The organism is Bradyrhizobium sp. LM2.9, assembly GCF_054056555.1.
In genome coordinates, this window is the sequence record NZ_JBSRYJ010000002.1 from 7,793,835 (window position 1) to 7,815,582 (window position 21,748).

Sequence of the window (21,748 nt, forward strand, 5' to 3'; positions counted from 1 at the left end):
TTTGTCCGGTGCCGAGGCATATCCGCGGCATACGGGTGCAGCTGGGCTGTTGACCATCTGGTGGTCATGGCGGGGCTTGCAATGGCAATTCCGGCGGACGCAGCCCGTTGATGCCCGAAGCCTTGCCTCCGCCCGTCCAGTCTGGCACAGCCGGGAGACGTTTTGGAAACGTTCGCGGATGCTCGGATCTGATGCGCGACACCGGCTTTGCACCGTCAACGCCGATTGCGCACGGGGTTCGTAATTTTGTCACCTGGTATCGGGACCACTTCAAGGTTTGAAATGACGATGGACAAACGCATTATCCCCCTGATCATGTGCGGCGGTGCCGGCACGCGGCTGTGGCCGGCTTCGCGCGAGGTGCGCCCCAAGCAATTCCTGCCGCTGTTCGGCACGCGCTCGACCTTTCAGGACACGCTTTCGCGCGTCTCGGAGGCCTCGCTGTTCGATCGCCCGATCGTCATCACCAATGCCTCCTATCGCTTCATGGTGCTGGAGCAGCTCGCCGAGATCGGCATCGAGGCCGACGTGATCCTCGAGCCGATGCGGCGCGATTCCGGGCCCGCGATTGCCGCGGGCGCGGTGTTCGCGCAGAACCGCGCCGGTGAAGCCATCGTGCTCGCGCTCGCCGCCGACCATGTGGTGCAGGACAATGCCGCCTTTGTCGCGGCGTGCCGCGAAGGTCTGATCGCCGCGAGCACCGGGCGGATCGTCACCTTCGGCGTCAAGCCGGAGCGGCCGGCGACCGAATACGGCTATATCAGCCCGGGCGAGGTGATCTCCGGCACGGTTCACGCGGTCGCGCGCTTCGTCGAGAAGCCGGACGCGGTGAAGGCGGCCGACTACGTCAATTCCGGCTATCTCTGGAACAGCGGCAACTTCATGTTCCCGGCCAGCATGCTGCTCGACGAATACCGCAAGGTTGACGCGGCGAGCGTGGAGGCGATCTCCAATGCCGTCGCCAATGCCGGCCGCGACCTCGGCTTCGTGACGCTGGAGCCCGAAGCGTTCGGCGCGGCCAAGGCGATCTCGATCGACTATGCGGTGATGGAGAAGACCGCGCGCGCAGCAGTGGTGCCGGTGTCCTGCGGCTGGTCCGACGTCGGCTCCTGGCACGCGGTGTGGGAATTGTCCGAGAAGGACGCGCAAGGCAATGCTTCGCACGGCAGCGCCGTGTTCGAAGATTCCCGCAACTGCAACGTCACCACCGATTCCGCGCTGGTCGCGCTCGAAGGCGTCGACGATCTCGTCGTGGTCGCGACTGCGGACGCGGTGCTGGTCTCGCGCCAGAAGGATGCCAACGGCCTGAAGCGGCTCGTGACCAAGCTCAAGGCGGTGGTACCGAAGGTCACCGAGGAGCACCTTAGGGTGCATCGGCCCTGGGGCAGCTACCAGTCGGTCGACAATGGCGAGCGCCATCAGGTCAAGCGCATCGTGGTGAAGCCGGGCGGGCGTCTGTCGCTGCAGAAGCACCATCATCGCGCCGAGCACTGGATCGTGGTCCGCGGCGCCGCCCGCGTCACCGTCAACGAGACCGTCAAGACGGTGCACGAGAACGAGTCGATCTACATCCCGATGGGCGCGGTGCACCGGATGGAGAACCCGGGCAAGATCATGCTGGAGCTGATCGAGGTCCAGACCGGAAGCTATCTCGGCGAAGACGACATCATCCGGATTGAAGACGACTATCAACGCTCTTGAGCAGAGTGTCGCTCCCACATTCCGCGACCATTTAGAAATTGTCGCGCGAACCGCGATGATCGGAACAGGCGATTATGACCGACGACACGCACACGATCCGCAGCGCCCGCCTCACCGCGACCATCAAGGCGCAAGGCGCCGAGATGTGTTCGCTGACGAGCGATGCTGGCGTCGAATTCGTCTGGCAGGCGGCGCCGGCCTGGCCGCGCCATGCGCCGCTGCTGTTTCCGATCGTCGGGCGTCTCGCCAATGACGAATTGCGGCATCGGGGCAGGACGTACCGAATGACCCAGCACGGCTTCGCTCGCGACAGCCGCTTTGCGTGGGTGGAACGTGGTGAAAGTCGCTGTGTCCTGGTGCTCGAAGACAGCGAGACGACGCGCGCGCTTTATCCCTTCGCGTTCCGCCTGACGGCAACCTATACGCTCGATGAATCAGGTCTTGATCTTTCACTCACGATCGTCAACTCCAGCAAGGAGACATTGCCCGCCTCGCTCGGCGGCCATCCCGCGTTCAACTGGCCGCTTCAGCCGGGAGTGGCGAAGGAGAGCTACGCGCTGACCTTCGCGAACGCAGAGCCATCTCCCGTCCGACGTCTCGACGGCGGCTTGCTGCGCCCGGCGACGGAGCCAAGTCCCGTCAACGGCACCGTGTTGCCCTTGTCCGAATCCCTGTTCATCGACGATGCAATCATCTTCGACCGGATCGCAAGCAATTCGGTCGGCTATGCCGCGGGGCAGGGCGGGTCGAGCGGGCCTTGGCTGAACATGTCGTGGCGCGGCTTTCGCGAGCTTGGCGTCTGGTCGAAGCCATCGGGCGCGCCGTTCCTCTGCATCGAGCCCTGGCGCGGCTATGCCACTCCCGCCGGCTTCGATGGCGAATTCACTGACAAGCCGGGCCTGATGCACATCGCAGCCGGCGCAGAAGAGCAATTGTCATTCCGGATCGACGTCGGATCGTCCTGAAGTCGGGTGGCCTCCGCGCGTATCCCGCTGCGGGTTGACGACAGCCCTTAGATCTCGATCCGCGCGAGGTCCTCGCCGAGCACGATGGGACCTGCGTAGTCCCGCCTTACGTCCGCGAGCAGTGCGTTCAACATGGAATCGTCGGTGCGCGGCCGGTGATGGGTCAGCGCGAGCTTCTTGACGCCGGCCTTGGCCGCGACCTTGCCGACCGTATCGCCGCAGGCGATGGTGAATTTCGCAAGCCGGCGCAAGTGCTCGTTGTTGATCTCCGGCGTTGCGAGAAAGCAGCACTGGACCAGCAGGTCGGCTCCCTCTGCCAACCGCTCGAGACCGGGGCAAGGCACCGTGTCGCCGGAAATCGCAATGATCTTCCCCTCGGCCTCGAAGCGGTAGCCGAGACACATCCAGCGTGCGAGGAAGGCGGGCGGCATGTCGAGACCGTCGCCATGCGAAACGAGCTCGGCGCTGATCTTCCAGCGACCGGTATCGAGAACGGGGCCCGGTATGATGTCCCTCGCGACGACCGGTTTCCAGCCGCCGAAGCTCGGCTCGCCCTGATCCCGCCAGGTGATGTCCTTGTCGTAGACCTGCGTGACCAGCGTATCGACGAGCCGTTCGGTATCCGGCGGCCCGTAGATGCGCAAATCGTCCTTGCGCCCATGCATCCATGAATTGAGCATCACGTCGTAGAGGTCGCCGATGTGGTCGAAATGGTGATGGGTGAGAAAGACCGTGCTGATGGAGCCAAGCGGCACACCCGCCTTGCTGAGCTGCACCATGACGCCGCGGCCTGCATCGATCAGGATGTTTTCCTCACCGAGCCTGATCAGCGTGGTCGTCGCCATGCGGCGCGGGTCGGGACGCGGGCCGCCGGTGCCGAGCAGGATGACTTCCATGGCATCTACTCCAGGTGCAGAATTTCGGAGCGTACAGTAGATTTGAAGCTGTTGGCGGGGCAAGCTGCAGCCGGCCGCCGGGGAGAGAGACGTTCAGCGCCAAGGTCCCGCACAACTGCCGCTTGTACCTGCGGCATCCCGCACATGATGCGCGGGATGGGAATTGTGGGCCAATTCATACTTAATGCGTCAAGATCGTGACCAATATTGTTTGGGCGTCACAACACGCCTAGTATTCCGGCGGCAATGGGGGCTCGAACAACACGTGAATGTACGTTCACAGGACGGCGCATCGCCCGGCGACCTGAGCTTCCAGGTCGATTCGCAAGCACACAGGACATCCAAGATCGTGGCTGATTCCGCACTTCGGGAATTGCGTCCCGGTGGCCGCGAGCGGCTGATCGTCGTCGAAGACGATCCGGTGACGCGGACGATGCTGGTCGGCTATTTCAGCGAGAACAATTTTGACGTCGTCGGCGCAGGCTCCTGCGCGGAGTGCCGCCAGGCGCTGCGGGCGCGGACCGATCTCGTCTTCCTCGACGTGCAGTTGCCTGATGGCGACGGCTTCGATCTCGCCAAGGAGATCCAGGCGACCAGCAACGCGGGCATCATCTTCGTGACGCGCCGCGACACCGACGTCGATCGTATCCTCGGCCTCGAGATCGCGGGCGACCATTACGTCACCAAGCCGATCAATTTGCGAGACCTGCTCGCGCGCGCACGCAGTGTGCTGCGGCGGCGCTCGATCGACCGTAAGGCGGCGCGCAACCACAATTCGATCGCCTTCGGCGACTGGATCATCGACCTGACACGGCGCGAGCTGCTCGGCAGTGACGGCAAGCCGGTGGCGCTGACGCGCGCCGAATTCGACCTGCTCGCGGCGCTCGTCGGTGCCGACGGCAGGCCGCTCAGCCGCGACTATCTGATCGAGGTCGTTAGCAACCGCCAGGCCGAGGTCGACATCCGCACCGTCGATGCCCTGGTGGCGAGGCTGCGCCGCAAGCTCGTCGGCAGCGGCACGCCTGTCATCACTAACCGTCACCGGCATCGGTTACAAGCTTGCTCTCAGCGAGCGGCTCTAGACGCAAGCGCAGCACAAAATGGTGCCGGCTGCGCCATTGGGTTCAGCCACTGAAACCGACGAGGAACCGAATGGCAAGAAAGGCCGACAGCGCCACGGCGCCGGTAGCGACGATTGCAAACTCTCAAACTATTGTGCATGATCTCTATTCAGGTTCAGTTTCAAAAATGTTGTTCGTCCAACCGCTGCTCGTCTCAAGACAGGCAATTCTATTGACGTGATGCGACCCGTTTCCACTTGGCTTCGACGCGGGCCTTGATGAGGCGGACCCGGGCTTCCTGTGCTGCCCAATATGCTCTGCTCGCTACGGCCGTGCCTTGACGGTAACGCGCGTAAACGTCCTTCGGCTGTGCCGGTCCCTTTTGATTGCGCGCTGACTTCGAGACGGTGGGCGCCGTATTTGGCGCGGGTGCTACATCTGGGACGGTCGCAGCTTGGTGTCCCACCGTCGTCGAGTTCATGGAGACAAGACGATTGCGGGCACGATTACAATAGACCTGCGAGCGCGGAGTCATGGACTCCTCGTCATGACCCGCTCGATATTTCATCAGGGCACGGCAAAGGTCCCCGCCTGCCAGGCGCCATGCGCGGTTCAGATAGAGAACGCCGTAGTGGATGTTGATGTCGGGCTCTGCGAGCTCTGCGTTATTTCCCCGGAATCCGAGCATCGCCGCCGTTTCGGGCCGAATCTGCATGAGGCCGATCTCGCCGACTGTGCCGATGGTGCCCGGATTGTATCCGCTTTCAACGAACACGACGGCTTCCGCTATGTCGGCGGGCAGATTGGTCCTGGCCGTTTCTCTTTCGATAATTTTTCGGATCGCCGCCCGCGACGTCGGCGTCTCGCCAGCGCCGAGATCTGCATTGTGACCGCCAGTCGCCAACGTCGGTTCCGCGTCGTTCAGAGCGCTGTCCTGAGCGTGCACGGAGGTGGATGCCAACCAAAGCACAGCGATCGCAACGTGTTTCCACGTCGCGCGGGCGTTGATGCGTGTTCGATCCCGCAGCATGGAGCACGTACTATATGCTTCGAGTTAACAACCGATTTTCCGGCGGCCCGGGGTGCGGCTCGGCTCGGAAGGCGCGAGCGGCCAACGGTGTAATGAGGCTATCGCGACCGCGAGCTCTGGTCGGTTGATGTGCTTTGAGCACCGCCGGCCAATTTGTCGTCGATCGCATAGAGCGCGCAGATGGGCGACCATTTCATGCAGGCGCCAAGCGAATCGCGCTGGGCGTCATCGGTCGTGTCACGCCCCGAACGCCAGCCGTAACCGCCGTTCGGCGACACCGCAAAAGCCTTGTGCGGCATGGTGCTGGCGAGATAGCGCGAGAATTCGGCGCGCGCGGCCTCATTGAGCTGGCCGGGCGGCGGCAGCGGATCGGGCGGGCTCAGGATATCATGGCCGAGGGAGCGCTCGCGCAGGAAGGCGTCGAGATACGGCGTCCATTGCGGGCGGCCCACCACCGAATAGAGATAATGGCCATCGTCGCCGTAAGGCGGCGCCGCACTGAATTTCGCGTTGCCGCCGGCGGCGCGAAATCCGTCATGGAGGCGGTGCGCGAGATCGGGACCGAAGAAGGAATCATTGGTGGCATAGACCCACAGCATCGGCACGCGTGAGGTCTTGCCGAAGGTGGCGAAGGCCTGCACCAGCCCATCGGGATTGCAGACGTCGTCGTCATCGCGCGAGCCGCGGCCGCCGGCAAAGCTGATCGCGGCGACGAGGCCGGCCGGCGCCTGCGCGGTCAGGGCGACGGTGGCGAGCCCGCCGGCGGAATGGCCGACCGCGATCATGCCCGACGTCGTCACGTCGGCCCTGTGCGCCATCGCATCGATCGCCGCGCGCAAATCCGCCACCGCGATCGCTGCCGCCGGCAGGTAAGCGGCATTGGTGCAACCGCCGACGCTGTCGACGCGGCCGCCCGGCGAGGTGCCGTAGCCGCGCCGCATCACGATCAGCGCGGCAAAGCCGCGCCGGGCATATTCCAGAGCGATGCCGTAATATTTGTGCGCGGACATCATCGCGTGATCGTCAAAACTGCGCGGCGAGCCGTGGCTGAGCAGCGCGAGCGGATAGCGTTTGGTCCCGGCCGGCCGAACCAGGAATGCCTCCAGCCCCTGCGACCCGGCCTCCGCCATGGGGATGCGCAAATCCTCGGTGTAGAACTCCGCGGCCATCGCATCGGCCACGATGCCGGCCGTCGCAAGCCAGGCAATCAGAACAACCAAGAGCCTCTGAAACAGCGTCATGCCCCGACTCGAAAAGCCCCGATCGAAAGACCATAGCATGATCTCAGGAACGGCCGCCCCGCCGCGCGTGTTGTGCCCTTGGCGGGCGCCCGGCCGATGCTATGGTATTCCGCAATTTCTACGACAGGACGAGGTATATTCAGTGGCTGATGTTCATCCCGCGGCGGGCAAGCAGGCCTCGCCGGACGCGCTCACCAACATTCCGCGGCTGGTGACGGCCTATTTCGCTGGCAAGCCTGATGTCGCCGATCCCGCGCAGCGGGTGGCGTTCGGCACCTCCGGCCATCGCGGCACCTCGTTCAAGAACAGCTTCAACGAGGGCCATATCCTCGCGACGACGCAGGCGATTTGTGATTATCGACGAGAAAAGGGGCTGACCGGTCCGCTGTTCATCGGCATCGACACCCATGCGCTGGCCGAGCCGGCGCTGGTCAGCGCCGTCGAGGTGTTCGCGGCCAACGGCGTCGACATCATGATCGACAAGGACGGCGGCTACACGCCGACGCCGGTGATCTCGCACGCGATCCTGACCTACAACAAGGGCCGCACCTCCGGCCTCGCCGACGGCGTCGTCGTCACGCCGTCACATAATCCGCCGGAGGACGGCGGCTACAAGTACAATCCGCCGCATGGTGGGCCGGCCGACACCGACGCGACCTCCGTGGTCGAGAAGCGCGCCAATGGCTATCTCGCCGATGGCCCTCAAGGGCGTGAACCGCATCGACTACGCCAGGGCGCGCAAGGCTGCGAACGTCCACGCCTACGACTTCATTACGCCCTACGTCGCCGATCTCGGCAACGTGGTCGATCTCGACCTCGTCAAATCCGCCGGCATCAATATCGGCATCGATCCACTCGGCGGCGCCGCCGTGCATTACTGGCATCCGATCATCGAGCGCTACGGCCTGAAGGCGAGCGTGGTGAACGAGGCGATCGATCCGACCTTCCGCTTCATGACGGTGGACTGGGACGGCAAGATCCGCATGGATTGCTCCTCACCTTACGCAATGGCCAGCCTGATCGCGATGCGCGACCGCTTCGACGTCGCCTTTGCCAACGACACCGATGCCGATCGGCACGGCATTGTGACGCGCACCGGCGGCCTGATGAATCCGAACCACTATCTCGCGACCGCGATTTCTTACCTGTTCGCGCACCGCCCGAACTGGGGCAAGGACGCCGCGATCGGCAAGACCGTGGTGTCGAGCTCGATCATCAACCGCGTTGCCAAGAAGCTCGGCCGCAAGCTGGTCGAGACGCCGGTCGGCTTCAAATGGTTCGTCGACGGGCTCCTCACGGGCGGCTTCGGCTTTGGCGGCGAGGAGAGTGCAGGGGCCTCGTTCCTGCGCCGCGACGACACGGTGTGGACCACCGACAAGGACGGCATCATCCTCGGCCTGCTCGCCGCCGAGATCATGGCGAAGACCGGCCGCGATCCGAGCCAGCTCTTCAACGACCTCACCGCCGAGCTGGGCGTGCCCCATTACGCGCGTATCGACGTCGCCGCCACCACGCCGCAGAAAAACATCCTGAAGTCCGTCACGCCCGAGCAGCTCGGCCTGAAGGATCTCGCCGGTGATCCAGTCCGTGCGACCCTGAGCAAGGCGCCCGGCAACGGCCAGCCCTTCGGCGGCATCAAGGTCGAAACCGATTTCGGCTGGTTCGCCGCGAGGCCGTCGGGCACCGAGGACGTCTACAAGATCTACGCGGAAAGTTTTCGCAGCACCGAGCATCTGCGGCGGATCCAGGAAGAGGCTCAGGCGGCGTTGGCGAAGGTGTTCGGAGCGCAAAAGGCGTAGGACAAGCGCCGGTCTTACCTCCTTCGGAGATGGTGCTTCAGCAGCGGCGATTGTCGCACGACATGGCCGGGCCTTATCCCGGCCATCCACGTCCTTGCCGTGCCACGCAGGCTCGTGCGCAGCACCTATTCCTGTAGTTTCCTGGCTCTGTATACCGTTAAAGAGAAAAAGGGTATTTAGGTACGCTGTTTCGCCCTTGAACGATTTCGTCCCTGCGATATTGTATACATAACGTATTCAACAGCCTTGGGAGCGAGACCGGTGACAAAACCCTTCCCGATGAACGCGTGGTACGTCGCCGCCTGGGACGCCGACGTGAAGCCGGCGCTGCTGCCGCGGACGATCTGCGGCAAGCATGTCGTGATGTACCGCAAGGCCGATGGCTCGGTGGCCGCGCTGGAGGATGCCTGCTGGCATCGCCTGGTGCCGCTCTCCAAGGGCCGGCTCGAAGGCGACACCGTCGTCTGCGGCTATCACGGCTTGAAATACAATGCGCAGGGCCGCTGTACCTTCATGCCTTCGCAGGAAACCATCAACCCGTCGGCCTGCGTCCGCGCCTATCCTGTGGTCGAACGTCACCGCTACATCTGGCTCTGGATGGGCGATCCCGCGCTGGCCGATCCCACGCTGGTGCCCGACATGCACTGGAATCACGACCCGGCCTGGGCCGGAGACGGCAAGACCATCCACGTCAATTGCGACTACCGCCTCGTGCTCGACAATCTCATGGACCTCACCCACGAGACTTTCGTGCACGGCTCGTCCATCGGCAACGAGGCGGTCGCAGAGGCGCCGTTCGATGTCACCCATGGCGAGAAGACGGTGACGGTGACGCGCTGGATGCGCGGCATCGAGGCGCCGCCGTTCTGGGCCAAGCAACTCGGCAAGCAACCCGGCAAGTCCGGTCTCGTCGACCGCTGGCAGATCATCCGCTTCGAAGCGCCGTGCACGATCGCGATCGACGTCGGCGTGGCACCGACCGGCACCGGCGCGCCGGAAGGCGACCGCTCGCAAGGCGTCAACGGCTTCGTGCTCAACACCATCACGCCCGAGACCGAGAAGACCTGCCACTATTTCTGGGCGTTCGTGCGCAACTATCAGCTCGGCGAGCAGCGCATCACCACCGAGATCCGCGAAGGCGTCTCCGGCATCTTCCACGAGGACGAGCTGATCCTCGAGGCGCAGCAGCGCGCGATGGACGAGAACCCCGATCGCATCTTCTACAACCTCAACATCGACGCCGGCGCGATGTGGACGCGTAAGCTGATCGACAGGATGGTGGCGAAGGAAAACCCGCCGCAGCACCTCCAGGCCGCGGAGTAAGCGTATGGCCGAGCGTGAGGTCGACCGCTCCGTCTCGCAGACCGTAAAGGCGCAGCTCACGCTGCGCGACCAGCTTCTGTCGGGCGCGTTGCGCCCGGGCGAACGCATCTCCGAACTGCAGGCGGTCGAGACGACCGGCGCCTCGCGTACCCCGGTGCGCATGGCGCTGGTGCGGCTGGAGGAGGAGGGCCTGTTGGAGGCGATCCCGTCCGGCGGCTTCATGGTGAAGGCGTTTTCGGAGCGCGACATCTCCGATTCCATCGAGCTGCGCGGCACGCTGGAAGGGCTCGCCGTACGCTTTGCCGCCGAGCGCGGCGTGTCCGCGCGCGAGCTCGAGCCACTGAAGGAATGCCTGGCCGCGATCGACGAGTTGCTGCGCCAGGTCCCGATCTCGGTCGATGCATTCTCGTCCTATGTCACGCTGAATGCGCGCTTCCATGCGCTGCTGACGGAACTGTCGCGCAGCCCGCCGTTGATCCGGCAGATCGATCGCGCCTCGGCGCTGCCGTTTGCATCCCCGAGCGGTTTTGTGATGGCACAGTCGGCACTGCCCGAGGCGCAGCAGATCCTGATCATCGGGCAGGAGCACCACCGCGTCGTGATCGACGCGATCGAGAATCGCGAAGGCGCCCGCGCCGAGGCGATCATGCGCGAGCATGCGCGGCTCGCGGTGCGCAATTTGCGGCTTGCGCTGCGCAACCGGACCCATCTCGACCTCCTGCCGGCGCTCGCGCTGATCAAGACCGCAACCGATTGAGGGCAGTCACCATGCGCTTCATCGAAACCTGGATTCCGGCGACGCTCGTCTCGACGCGCGATCTCGCGCCGGGCATCCGCGAATTCCTGATCCTGCCGGACCGGTTCGACGGCGCCGCTTATCCGGTCGGCAGCCACGTCAATGTCAGCGTCACCATCGACGGGCAGCCCGAGACGCGGTCCTATTCACTGGTCGGCGAGGCCGCGCCGCGCGGCTTGAAGATCGCGGTGCGCCGCGCCGAGGATTCGCGCGGCGGCTCGCGCTATATGTGGTCATTGCAGCCGGGCGCGCGGCTCGACATCACGACGCCCGCCTCGCTGCTCGCGGTCGACTGGGCGCGCCAAAACTACTGTCTGATCGCCGGCGGCATCGGCATCACGCCGATCCTCGGCGCCGCGCAGGCGCTGGCGCGGCGCGGCGCCGATGTGGTGCTGCACTATGCCGTGAGTTCGCGCAACGACGCTGCCTATCTCGACGATCTTGCAAGTCTGCTTGGTGATCGTCTGGTGGTTCATGCCAGCAACGAAGGCCGCCGGCTCGATCTCGACGCGCTGTTTGCGTCATTGGCGCCGGGCACGCTGGCGCTGTTCTGCGGCCCGATGCGGATGCTGGATGCCGCGCGCCACGCCTGGACCGGTGCCGGCCACCCGCTTCCCGATCTCCGCTACGAGACGTTCGGCTCCAGCGGCACGCTGCCGACCGAGACATTTCGCGTGCGCTTGAAGGGCTCCAATGTCGAGCTGGAGATCCCGCGCGAGCGATCGATGCTTGATGTGCTCAATGCCAGCGGCCACGACGTGATGTACGACTGTAAGCGCGGCGAATGCGGCCTGTGCGCCATCGACATCGTCGAGGTCGACGGCGAGATCGACCATCGCGACGTGTTCTTCAGCGACCATCAGAAGGAGAGCAACCAGAAGATCTGCGCCTGCGTCTCCCGCGCGCGAGGGACGATCACCATAGACACGCTGTTGCGCGCGGATGCGATTTGACGGAATTGCAGCGGGATCCAACTGGCGGAATGGAAGGCGCCACGGGCTCCACCTCGCCCGCAAGCGGGAGAGGTCGGCGCGCAGGCCGGGTGAGGGCTCTCTCCGCTTGGGGATTGTCCCGTTTCGGAAACACCCTCTCCCTAACCCTCTCCCGCAAGCGGGAGAGGGAGCGCACCTTCTCCGTCGCAGCACTAATCCCGCTCCTAACGCGCGCTACGCCGCGTAACTCGCCCGAAGCTTCTTCGGATCCAGCAGCGCCGGAACGTGCTCGGCCGACACCGGCCGGCTGATCAGATAACCCTGCACCTCGTCGCAACTGATCTGGCGCAGATATTCGAGCTGGTCCGCGGTCTCGACCCCTTCGGCGACCACGTCGATGCGCAGGTCGCGCGCGAGGCCGATGACCGACTTCACGATTGCGGCGCAGTCCGGCTGCACCAGCATGTCGCGGATGAAGGATTGGTCGATCTTGATGCGGCTGAACGGCAGCTTGCGCAGGTAAGTCAGCGAGGAGAAGCCGGTGCCGAAATCGTCGAGCGCAACCGTGACGCCGAGCTTCAGCAGCGTGTTCAGGACCGAGGCGGCCGAGCCGTATTTCGACAGCAGCATCGATTCGGTGATCTCGATCTCGAGCCGGTGCGGCGCGATCTTCGCGTCCGCAAGCGCCTGCACGATGATCTGGAGGATGGCTGTGTTGTGAAACTGCGCGGCCGAAAAATTGACGGCGACCCTGATCTCCTCGGGCCACTCGGCAACCGTCGCGCAGGCGCGGCGGACGACCCATTCGCCGATCTCATGAATCAGCCCGGTCTCCTCCGCGATCGGTATGAATTCGCTCGGCGGCACCAGTCCGCGCTGGGGATGTTGCCAGCGCAGCAGCGCCTCGAAGCCGGTGATGCGGTTGTCGCCGAGGTCGAGGAACGGCTGGAACACCAGGAACAGCTCGTCCCTGGCGATGGCGCCTTCCAGATCCGATTGCAACGCCTTGCGGTCGCGGGATACCCTGTCGTCACTGGCCTCGAAGAAACACACTGTGCCGGGGCCCGCTTTCTTGGCACGGTACAGCGCGGCATCGGCATTCTTCATGACGTCAAGCGGTGTGTTGCCGTCCCGCGGAGCGAGCACGATGCCGACGCTGGTCACGCCGACGACCTGGCGGCCCTCGATCTGGAACGGTTCGTCGAACGCCGCGATGAAGCGCTCGGCGATCTCGAGCGCATCCTCCGGCCGTGCCAGATTGGCCATCACCAGCGCGAATTCGTCGCCGCCGATGCGTGCGACATACTCGGCCGCGCGGGTGCAGCGTTGCAGCCGGCTTGCGATCTGGACCAAAAATTCGTCGCCGGCGGGATGGCCGAACTTGTCGTTGACCTCCTTGAAGCGATCGAGATCGAGCAGAAGCACCGCGAATTCCTCGCCGGACAGGGCGAGCCGCTTCAAGGCAGCATCGAGCGTTTCGTTGAAGGCGACCCGATTGGGCAGATGGGTCAGAGGGTCCTGCCGCACCGTGCGCTCTGCCTCGAGCTGCCGCATCACGCGCCGTGCGAACGCCAGCGAATTGACGAATACCGCACGCAGCAGCACGCTCCCGTACACCACCACCAGGACGGCCATCAGCATATAGGCGGGATCACCGTCCCGGCCGAGGCAGATCGCGATGCCGATGAAGATCGGTGTTGTAAAAGCGATCGCCGCAATCGGGATCGTGGCGAAGGCCAGCGCGCCGCCGGCCAGCATGCCCGAGCAAAGGCAGGTAATGACGAGCTGGCCGCCGGTCGCTGCGTCGGCGAAGAAGGCGACCGGGACGATGCCCCAGGCGGCGCCAAGCACGAAAGCGTTGCGCACCAGCCGATGCATTGCCCGGCGCGACACGAATTGCGGTTTGGTGATGCGGCGTGAGGCGTGCGACTGCAGGCCGAATGCGATCGCTGCGCCGGCCACGACGCTGGCCCAGGCCAGCGCAAACTTCCAGTCGGGCGAATGCCACAGCGCAACAGCGAGTACGGCAGCATTGCAGGCGTTCGCCAGCATGATGCCGACCGAATAACCGAGCACCAGCGACATCTGTTCGGCGCGGATATGGCCGGCGACGGCTTCGTCGGTTGCAGGACCGCCAAAGGCCGACAGATCGCCGGCGAACAGCCGCGCGAAATAGCTGGTCGTTTGAGTCCGCATTGCAGAGCCTAGCAGCATGGGCCGGTTGTCCGGCCCGACCCGGAGAATTCGCTGCAAACCTTTGACGAACTATGAATTATCCGAGCTTGCGACGATCACCGCGACCACTTCTGCGTGTTCGTCACGGAGTATCGATAACAAATCGATACAAATGCGCGGCGGTAACGCTCAGCCGAGAGCGGGTGCTCTTGAACTCGCGCCGCGACCAGGGCGCGCTCCACCCCTGTCGCGGAGCGGGTCAGAGGATCTTGTCGGGCCCGCAAGCGGACTTGCGGCCCGACGTCTCATCCTAAGTCCAAGCGGCCTTGAATCAGGCGAGACCCTGTTCGGCCAGGAAATGCGTGAGCCTATCGATCTGCCGGAAGTCTACGAGGGCGGCAATGTAGCCGTCAGGACGCACCAGCACCCAATCCCCCGGCGACACGGAATATGCCGCGCGAAAGTGCTCGCTTTCGTCGACGAGCTCCGCACCTGGACCGATGCAGTGGATGTGCAGTCCATTGCACGCCGATAGCGCTTTGCGTTTCACCTGATAGCCAAGCAGCGTCCAATGCGGCCCCTTGAGCAACCCGAACAAGCGTATGGGCTGTCCGGCGGCCCCGCGTAGCGGCGCATCCGGTGCACGGTTTCCCCCGCGGGGACCTTCCAGACGTCCCGGTATTTCCAGCGTCAGCGGTGATCCGGGATAGCCGATGTCGAGTTGCTGCACCTCACGGCCGCGTCTCATATCGCCGCGTTTGGCGGCTTCCAGCAATACGGTGGCAAGGCCGAGCATGCTTGCGGCGACGGGTCGACGTTCTCTCTCATAGCTGTCGAGCAGAGTTGCGGAAGCGCCACGGATGACCGCCGCGAGCTTCCAGCCGAGGTTGTAGGCATCCTGCACGCTGGTGTTGAAGCCTTGTCCACCTGTCGGCGGATGAATGTGAGCCGCATCGCCAATCAGAAATGCACGGCCGTCCCTGTATCGATCGGCGAGGCGCGCGTTCATCTGATAGGCCGACGCCCAGTGCACGCGCCGGATGCGGATATCGTTGCGCCCCGTGCGCTCGGCGACCATCGCTGATAGCCCGTCGGCCGACAGATCGACTTCGCCTTCGAGCGGAACCGGTGCCTGCAACTGGAAGAGCTCCGTCCCGGCCAGTGGACACAGCGCGATCTGGCGATCCATTGCACCATCGTTGAAGCGGTGCCACGCCGTGCGGTCCAGCCCCGTCAGGACAATATCGGCGACGACGGCACGCACGCCAAGCGTCTTGCCTTGAAAACCGATATCGAGAGCGTGACGGACGAAGCTGCGGCCTCCATCGGCGCCGACGAGGTAACGCACCCGCACCGTCTCCTCACCGACCGGGCCTGACAGACGCGCAGTCGCGCCGTCCTGATCCTGCTCCAAGCCCACCAATTCGCAGCCGAATTCCACCCGCCCGCCAAATTCGAGCAGGCGTTCGCGCATCACGCTCTCGGTCAGAAATTGCGGGATCATTAGCGCCATGTGGTAGGGCTCTGCGGGTGTCGGGGCGGTTTGCTCAGAAACCTCCGACTCGATGAAGCTGCCATCGTCCCGATATTTCCGCTGTGGCGGGTAGAGACCGCCGGCCGCAACGATACGATCGATGATGCCGAGGTCCTCGAAAATCTCCTGGGTTCGGGGCTGGATTCCCTTGCCGCGAGACCCGTGAAACGGACCGTCGCTCTTCTCGATCAGCCGAAAGGATATGCCCCGCCGGGCGAGATCGATAGCGAGCGTAAGGCCCGCCGCGCCTGCTCCGCATATCAGAACATCCGCCTTGAATTGCTTTGTCATGGCACCCTCAATATGTGTAATATGCACGCATTAAGCAGAGGGCAATCGGGATGTCAAGAAGGGTGCAAAATACACATATTAAAAAACAGGTGCGCTCTCTTCACGAAGCGTTGATCGACATCGCCAGTGTCATGAATCGCCGGCAGGGCGACGACATGATGATTCGCGAAGCGGGCATATCGCTCGATCGCGCGCTGTTTCCGCTGCTCGTGGGCATCGAGCGGCGTGGTCCGATCGGCGTCGTCGATCTCGCCGATCGCATGGGACGGGACTACACGACGGTCAGCCGGCAGGTCGCGAAGCTGAAAAGTCTAGGCTTGATCAAGCGCCGCGCCAGCGAAGCGGATCGCCGCGTCAGTGAGGCCACAATCACCCCGAGCGGGAAAGCCATGACGGACGCGATCGACAGGGCACGCGAACGGATTGTCGCGGCGATGTTTGCGACCTGGAACGATCAGGATGTCGAGGACCTGGTGCGTTTGATGCGCAAGCTCGCGGACGCGATGATCGCGCCTGATCGTCCGACGTGAAGTCTGATCGGACGCCTGCAAGTGCAGCGTCCTGGTCAGTGCCCCAGCTGCTTCGGGTCGTAATAAAACCGTTCTTCGATCAACTGATCGCCCCGCCACGTCTGCCATGCGATCTCATCCAACGTTCGGATGATGCCTTCGGCGCTGGTGAAGCTGAAACTCCAGCGCGTCGCGACATGGTCGCCCTCGATCAGGCTTGGCCCGATGCGGACCGCCTTGACCTCCCTGGAGGCCGCCAGCACGCCGCGCTCCTTGGCGGCGAGCTTGTCGCGGCCGACCGTTGGTGCTGCGTTGTTCTCGTAGGTCGCGGCCTCGGGCGTATAGAACTGCTCGATCGCGCCGATAAAATCCCCGGTCTCCAATCGCTTGGCAAAAGCTTCGACGACGTCACGGCTCGGCATGGCACACCTCACGAATAACCGACTGATAGTCGGTAAATACCGACTGGTAGTCGAAAAGTCAACTGGCCGCCTGTGCCGAATTCGATTAGACGAGACTCATGGCGAAACAGGCGGAGCGGCGGGCAGCGACTTCGGAGGCGATCCTGACGGCGGCGCGCCGCTTGTTGGGAGCACAAGGATTTGCCGCGACGACGATGGACGAGATCGCCGAATCCGCCGGCGTCGCCAAGGGCGCGGTCTATCATCACTTCAGGACCAAGGAGGCGGTGTTCGAAGCGGTGTTCGACCAGGTCTCGCGCGATCTGGTCGCCGAGATCGACAGCGCCGCGCGCGCCGAAAAGGATGTGCTCGCCGCGATGGTCGCCGGCACTCAGCATTATTTCGCGGCGACCGCCAAGGGCCCGACCGGCCAGATCATCCTGCGCGACGGCCCGGCCGTGCTCGGCTGGGAGCGCTGGCGCGAGATCGACGCCAAACATTTCGGCGGCAAGCTGCCGCGTGCGATTGCGGCGGCCATGGAGGCCGGGTTGATCGCACGGCAGCCGGTCGAGCCGCTGGCCCGGCTGCTGCTCGGCGCGGTGACGGAGGCCGCGGTCGCCTGCGCCGGGCGCGCGGATATCGCAAGGGCAGGGGCGGAATACGCCCGTGCGTTCAAGTCGCTGGTCGAGGCGCTGCGCGTCGCTGCATGATCGTGCTAAGTGACGAAACGGAAACGCCCACACCAACAAAAAGAACAGTAGCGCATGAACGCAACTTCCTCCCTCACGCCCTCCGATCCTGAATTCGACTACATCATCGTCGGTGCCGGCTCCGCCGGCTGCGTTCTCGCCAACCGGCTGTCGGCGAACGGCAAGCATAGCGTCTTGCTGCTTGAAGCAGGCCCGAAGGATTCCAACATCTGGATCCACGTGCCGCTCGGCTACGGAAAGCTGTTCAAGGAAAAGACCGTCAACTGGATGTACCAGACCGAGCCGGAGCCCGAGCTGAAGGGGCGCCAGGTGTTCCAGCCGCGCGGCAAGACGTTGGGGGGATCGAGCTCGATCAACGGCCTGCTCTATGTCCGCGGCCAGCATGAGGACTATGACCGCTGGCGCCAGCGCGGCAACACCGGCTGGGGCTATGACGACGTGCTGCCCTATTTCAAGAAGGCCGAGAACCAGTCGCGTGGCGCCGATCAATATCACGGCAGCGGCGGCCCGCTGCCGGTGTCCAACATGGTCGTGACCGACCCGCTGTCGAAGGCCTTTATCGACGCGGCGGTCGAAAAAGGCTTGCCCTACAATCCTGATTTCAACGGCGCCACACAGGAAGGCGTCGGCCTATTCCAGACCACGACGCGCAACGGCCGCCGCGCCTCGACGGCGGTGGCCTATCTCGGCCCCGCCAAGACGCGCGGCAATCTCAAGATCGAAACCGGCGCGCTCGGCCAGCGCGTGCTGTTCGAGGGGCGCCGCGCGGTCGGCGTCGAATACCGTCAGGGCGCGACGGTGCGCCGCGCCCGCGCGCGCAGGGAGGTCGTGCTGTCGAGCGGCGCCTACAACTCGCCGCAGCTGCTCCAGCTCTCCGGCGTCGGTCCCGCCGACCTCCTGCGCAAGCACGGCATCGACATCGTGCTGGACGCGCCGGGCGTCGGTCACGACCTCCAGGACCACATGCAGGTCCGCATCGTGATGCGCTGCTCGCAGAAGATCACGCTGAACGACACCGTCAATCACCCGCTCCGCCGCACGATGGCCGGCGCGCGCTATGCGCTGTTCCGGAAGGGTTGGCTGACGATCGCGGCCGGCACGGCGGGCGCGTTCTTCAAGACCAGTCCGCGGCTGGCCTCGCCCGACATCCAGGTCCATTTCCTGCCGTTCTCGACCGACAAGATGGGCGAGAAGCTGCATGATTTTTCCGGCTTCACGGCGTCGGTGTGCCAGCTCCGTCCCGAAAGCCGGGGGACCTTGCGCATCAGAAGCGCCGACCCGACCGTGCCGCCCGAGATCCGCATCAACTACATGTCGACAGAGACCGACCGCACCACCAATGTCGAAGCTCTGAAGATCCTGCGCAAGATATTGCATGCGCCGGCGATGAAGCCGTTCGTGGTCAACGAGTACGATCCCGGGGCGAAGGTATCCACGGATGCCGAGCTGCTGGATTATTGCCGTGAGCGGGGCAGCACCATCTACCATCCGACCTCGACCTGTCGTATGGGCAATGATGCGCTGGCGGTGGTCGACCAGCGGCTGAAGGTGAGGGGGCTCGAAGGCCTTCGCGTGGTCGACGGCTCGATCATGCCGGACCTCGTGTCGGGAAACACCAATGCGCCGATCATCATGATCGCCGAAAAGGCTTCCGACATGATATTGGAGGATGCGCGGTAAATCCGCGCATCGAGAAGGAGCACACGGCTTGGCTACGCGACTCAAGATCGGCACACGCAAGAGTGCGATGGCGCTGGCACAGACGGAAGAGATCGCGCGCCGCCTGATCGCTGTCATGCCCGATCTCGACGTCGAGATCGTCAAGTTCGACACCACTGGCGATCTCGACCAGACCAGCAAGCTGTTGCCCCATGGCGGCAAGGGCGGTGCCTTCGTGGCGCAGATCCGCGCCTCCGTGCTGTCGGGCGAACTCCATGCGGCGATGCATTCGCTGAAGGACATGCCCGGCAACGAAGACACGCCGGGCCTCGTGATCGGTGCGACGCTGTCGCGCGATCCCCCCAATGACGCGCTGGTGCTGCGTGACGGCGTGACGGTCGAGGCGCTGCGCCAGTCGGGCGGCAAGGGCTTTAAAGTCGGCACCAACGCCGTGCGCCGTGCCGCCTATGCGCGGCGGCTATTCCCCGACGTCGAGATCATCCACTTCCGCGGCGCCGCGGACACGCGCGTGCGAAAACTCGACAATGGTGAGAAGCAGCGCCTGCCGGATGGCGGCGCGGTCGGTCCTGCGGATGCGCTGATCATGGCGCGGTCGGGTCTTGACCGCGTCGGCCTTTCGCAACGCATCGCCTACGAGTTTACCGCGGCGGAGATGCTGCCGGCGGCGGGCCAGGGCATCGTCGCGGTCGAATGTGCCGCGCAGGACTGGCAGACAAGGCAAATCCTCGCATCGATCGACGATCCCTCCGCGCACGCCTCTGCGGATGCCGAGCGCGAGGTGCTGTGGGTGCTCAACGGCCACTGCAACTCGCCGATCGCGGGCTTTTCGACGATTGCGGGCGATCAGATGTCGTTGACCGCGTCCGTGCTCGATCTCTCCGGCGACACCATCATCGAAGCTTTGCGCTCGGGCCCCGCCGATCGCCCACGCGAACTCGGCCGTGCGGTGGGTCTGGATCTGTTGGCCAAGGGCGCCGCGGAGATCATCGAGCGTAGCCGGCCGCGCTAAGCTCTTACCGTAAAGCTCATGGGGGCGATGATGGTATCATGCGCCTGTTTTGCCCAACGGGTCAAACGGCCTCGTGGCGGCCGCTCGAGCCATGCCAGCCTGACTTTTTCCCAGCCTAACTTTTTCCCAGCCTAACTTTTTCAATGACTTGGCTACTGTGCATGGGGTTGTTTTCGCGTTTTTTGTTTTTCCGCTCCCCCAAGGCGCGAAATAAATCAACCCCGCACGCGCTTCAGCATCTGCTCGACATGGGCGATCGGCGTCTCCGGCTGGATGCCGTGGCCGAGATTGAAGATCAGCCGCCCTTGCGCAAAATTCGCCAGCACGTTGTCGACCGCGCGATCGAGCGCGGCGCCGCCCGTGATCAGCGCCAGCGGATCGAGATTGCCCTGCACGGCGACTTTGCTTTGCACGCGCTCGCGGATGAAGGCCGGCTCCGCGGTCCAGTCGATGCTGACGGCGTTGACACCTGTTGCCTCGACGAAACCGGGCAATTGCGCACCGGCGCCGCGCGGAAAGCCGATGATCTTCGCGTTCGGCACCTTGGCGCGCACGCCTTCGACGATGCGCCGCGTCGGCTCGACCGACCAGCGCGCGAACTCAGCGGGCGGCAGCACGCCGGCCCAGGTGTCGAAGATCTGCAAGGCGTTGGCGCCGGCCGCGAGCTGCGCCAGCAGATATTCGATCGAGTTCTCGACCAGCACGTCGATGATCTCTGCGAACGCCTCCGGATGCCGGTAGGCCATCATCCGCGCCGGCGCCTGGTCGGGCGTGCCCTGGCCGGCGACCATGTACGTCGCCACCGTCCACGGCGCGCCGCAGAAGCCGATCAGCGCGATCTTGGGATCGAGCGTACCGCGGACGATCCGCAGCGCCTCGAATACCGGCGCGAGCTTGCTGAAATCGGCGTGCCCCGCCAGTGTCGCGACCTTGGCGGGATCATCCAGCGGTTCGAGCCGTGGACCCTCGCCGATTTCGAAGCGCACGGAACGTCCGAGCGCATAGGGGATCACCAGAATGTCGGAGAAGATGATCGCCGCGTCGAAGCCGAACCTCCGGATCGGTTGCAGCGTCACTTCGGCGGCGAGTTCCGGGTTGAAGCAGAGATCGAGGAAGCCGCCGGCCTTGGCGCGCACCTCGCGATATTCCGGCAAATAACGGCCGGCCTGCCGCATCATCCAGACCGGCGGGATGACTTGCCGCTGGCCGGTGATGACGTCGATGAACGGTTTTGTCGCAAACTGGGGCACGAACGGTCCTGAAGATGGTTACGGCTCCTGATACACCGCCGCAGCCCCGAGCGGAACAGGGGAACCAGCGCAACTGAGCCGCGTTGACCAGCCAACGGAGGAAGAGATCATGGCTGAGACATTCAACCCCGCTCCGCATGACAAGCATGCCGACGATCTGCACGAAGCGCTCGCTGCCGACCGCCACGCCAAGCTTGACGCCGGGCTGGAAGATACCTTCCCGGCTTCCGATCCCGTGAGCGCCGCCCAGCCGGCGCCCTCGAAGGCCGATGCGGATGCCGACAAATCCCTCGCTCTGGAACAAGGTGAAGGCCATCTTCGCCTAGCAGCCGGGACGCCGGATTCCGACAGGTTTGCTAATGCCTTGTTAGCGATGTGCTGATGCCGGCGTCCGTACGACTACGGGAAACCGGAGACGTCAGCGCATATTGCTGCAGGCGTTTCA

Annotated in this window: 16 protein-coding genes and 3 pseudogenes; 12 read left to right on the forward strand and 7 right to left on the reverse strand. The window is 64.3% G+C overall.

Annotated elements, in window-relative coordinates; all coding sequences use genetic code 11:
* The first annotated feature begins 288 nt into the window (after positions 1 to 288).
* A complete protein-coding gene (locus ACVWW3_RS39370; RefSeq protein ID WP_456651126.1) occupies positions 289 to 1,701 on the forward strand; it encodes a mannose-1-phosphate guanylyltransferase/mannose-6-phosphate isomerase in 1,413 nt (470 codons plus the stop codon).
* A gap of 74 nt (positions 1,702 to 1,775) precedes the next feature.
* Positions 1,776 to 2,666 carry an aldose 1-epimerase family protein gene (locus ACVWW3_RS39375; protein WP_456651125.1) on the forward strand — a complete coding sequence of 297 codons (891 nt, stop codon included), beginning with the start codon at positions 1,776 to 1,778 and terminating at the stop codon, positions 2,664 to 2,666.
* Positions 2,667 to 2,713: 47 nt separating this feature from the next.
* Here the strand turns inward: ACVWW3_RS39375 and ACVWW3_RS39380 are convergent, their stop codons facing one another.
* Positions 2,714 to 3,562 carry an MBL fold metallo-hydrolase gene (locus tag ACVWW3_RS39380; protein WP_354105192.1) on the reverse strand — a complete coding sequence of 283 codons (849 nt, stop codon included), beginning with the start codon at positions 3,560 to 3,562 and terminating at the stop codon, positions 2,714 to 2,716.
* Positions 3,563 to 3,827: 265 nt separating this feature from the next.
* Between ACVWW3_RS39380 and ACVWW3_RS39385 the strand changes: the two are divergent.
* Positions 3,828 to 4,644 (forward strand): annotated as a pseudogene (locus ACVWW3_RS39385) (response regulator transcription factor).
* 208 nt (positions 4,645 to 4,852) lie between these two features.
* Here ACVWW3_RS39385 and ACVWW3_RS39390 read toward each other — a convergent pair.
* Together ACVWW3_RS39390 and ACVWW3_RS39395 are read right to left on the reverse strand one after the other, a co-directional pair.
* Positions 4,853 to 5,653 (reverse strand): transglycosylase SLT domain-containing protein, encoded by an 801-nt coding sequence (locus ACVWW3_RS39390; protein ID WP_456651124.1) that lies wholly within the window; start codon positions 5,651 to 5,653, stop codon positions 4,853 to 4,855.
* A gap of 98 nt (positions 5,654 to 5,751) precedes the next feature.
* Entirely contained in the window at positions 5,752 to 6,894 is a 1,143-nt protein-coding gene (locus tag ACVWW3_RS39395) for an alpha/beta hydrolase family protein (protein WP_456651123.1), read from the reverse strand.
* Positions 6,895 to 7,036: 142 nt separating this feature from the next.
* On the opposite strand from ACVWW3_RS39395, the pseudogene pgm reads away from it, so the two are divergent.
* The 4 genes and pseudogenes from pgm to ACVWW3_RS39415 all read left to right on the forward strand — a co-directional run bounded on the left by pgm (position 7,037) and on the right by ACVWW3_RS39415 (position 11,765).
* Positions 7,037 to 8,693: pseudogene (gene pgm / locus ACVWW3_RS39400) on the forward strand (phosphoglucomutase (alpha-D-glucose-1,6-bisphosphate-dependent)).
* Positions 8,694 to 8,954: 261 nt separating this feature from the next.
* Positions 8,955 to 10,016: an aromatic ring-hydroxylating dioxygenase subunit alpha gene (locus tag ACVWW3_RS39405; RefSeq protein ID WP_456651121.1), complete on the forward strand. Its 1,062-nt coding sequence runs from the start codon at positions 8,955 to 8,957 to the stop codon at positions 10,014 to 10,016.
* A 4-nt stretch (positions 10,017 to 10,020) separates the two neighbouring features.
* A complete protein-coding gene (locus tag ACVWW3_RS39410) occupies positions 10,021 to 10,773 on the forward strand; it encodes a GntR family transcriptional regulator (RefSeq protein ID WP_456651120.1) in 753 nt (250 codons plus the stop codon).
* Between the two features lie 11 nt (positions 10,774 to 10,784).
* Positions 10,785 to 11,765 (forward strand): PDR/VanB family oxidoreductase, encoded by a 981-nt coding sequence (locus ACVWW3_RS39415; protein WP_456651119.1) that lies wholly within the window; start codon positions 10,785 to 10,787, stop codon positions 11,763 to 11,765.
* Positions 11,766 to 11,978: 213 nt separating this feature from the next.
* On the opposite strand, the gene ACVWW3_RS39420 is transcribed toward ACVWW3_RS39415, so the two are convergent.
* Together ACVWW3_RS39420 and ACVWW3_RS39425 are read right to left on the reverse strand one after the other, a co-directional pair.
* Positions 11,979 to 13,940, reverse strand: coding sequence for a putative bifunctional diguanylate cyclase/phosphodiesterase (locus ACVWW3_RS39420; protein WP_456651118.1), 1,962 nt, complete (start codon positions 13,938 to 13,940; stop codon positions 11,979 to 11,981).
* 310 nt (positions 13,941 to 14,250) lie between these two features.
* Positions 14,251 to 15,744: an FAD-dependent oxidoreductase gene (locus ACVWW3_RS39425; protein WP_456651117.1), complete on the reverse strand. Its 1,494-nt coding sequence runs from the start codon at positions 15,742 to 15,744 to the stop codon at positions 14,251 to 14,253.
* A 50-nt stretch (positions 15,745 to 15,794) separates the two neighbouring features.
* On the opposite strand from ACVWW3_RS39425, the gene ACVWW3_RS39430 reads away from it, so the two are divergent.
* Positions 15,795 to 16,274 carry a MarR family winged helix-turn-helix transcriptional regulator gene (locus tag ACVWW3_RS39430; protein WP_456651116.1) on the forward strand — a complete coding sequence of 160 codons (480 nt, stop codon included), beginning with the start codon at positions 15,795 to 15,797 and terminating at the stop codon, positions 16,272 to 16,274.
* 35 nt (positions 16,275 to 16,309) lie between these two features.
* Here the strand turns inward: ACVWW3_RS39430 and ACVWW3_RS39435 are convergent, their stop codons facing one another.
* The gene (locus ACVWW3_RS39435; RefSeq protein ID WP_456651115.1) at positions 16,310 to 16,675 is read right to left on the reverse strand and encodes a nuclear transport factor 2 family protein; all 366 of its coding nucleotides are present in this window, start codon (positions 16,673 to 16,675) and stop codon (positions 16,310 to 16,312) included.
* 98 nt (positions 16,676 to 16,773) lie between these two features.
* Between ACVWW3_RS39435 and ACVWW3_RS39440 the strand changes: the two genes are divergently transcribed.
* From ACVWW3_RS39440 to hemC, 3 genes are read left to right on the forward strand one after another with little or no spacing between them, the layout of a single operon-like run.
* Positions 16,774 to 17,364 carry a TetR/AcrR family transcriptional regulator gene (locus ACVWW3_RS39440; RefSeq protein ID WP_456651114.1) on the forward strand — a complete coding sequence of 197 codons (591 nt, stop codon included), beginning with the start codon at positions 16,774 to 16,776 and terminating at the stop codon, positions 17,362 to 17,364.
* 54 nt (positions 17,365 to 17,418) lie between these two features.
* Entirely contained in the window at positions 17,419 to 19,044 is a 1,626-nt protein-coding gene (locus ACVWW3_RS39445; RefSeq protein WP_456651113.1) for a GMC family oxidoreductase, read from the forward strand.
* 28 nt (positions 19,045 to 19,072) lie between these two features.
* Entirely contained in the window at positions 19,073 to 20,053 is a 981-nt protein-coding gene (gene hemC / locus ACVWW3_RS39450) for a hydroxymethylbilane synthase (RefSeq protein ID WP_456651112.1), read from the forward strand.
* A 215-nt stretch (positions 20,054 to 20,268) separates the two neighbouring features.
* Here the strand turns inward: hemC and hemE are convergent, their stop codons facing one another.
* Complete coding sequence (gene hemE / locus ACVWW3_RS39455) at positions 20,269 to 21,303, reverse strand: uroporphyrinogen decarboxylase (RefSeq protein WP_456651111.1); 1,035 nt, start codon at positions 21,301 to 21,303, stop codon at positions 20,269 to 20,271.
* Between the two features lie 109 nt (positions 21,304 to 21,412).
* On the opposite strand from hemE, the pseudogene ACVWW3_RS39460 reads away from it, so the two are divergent.
* Positions 21,413 to 21,629 (forward strand): annotated as a pseudogene (locus tag ACVWW3_RS39460) (hypothetical protein).
* The last annotated feature ends 119 nt before the right edge of the window (positions 21,630 to 21,748 follow it).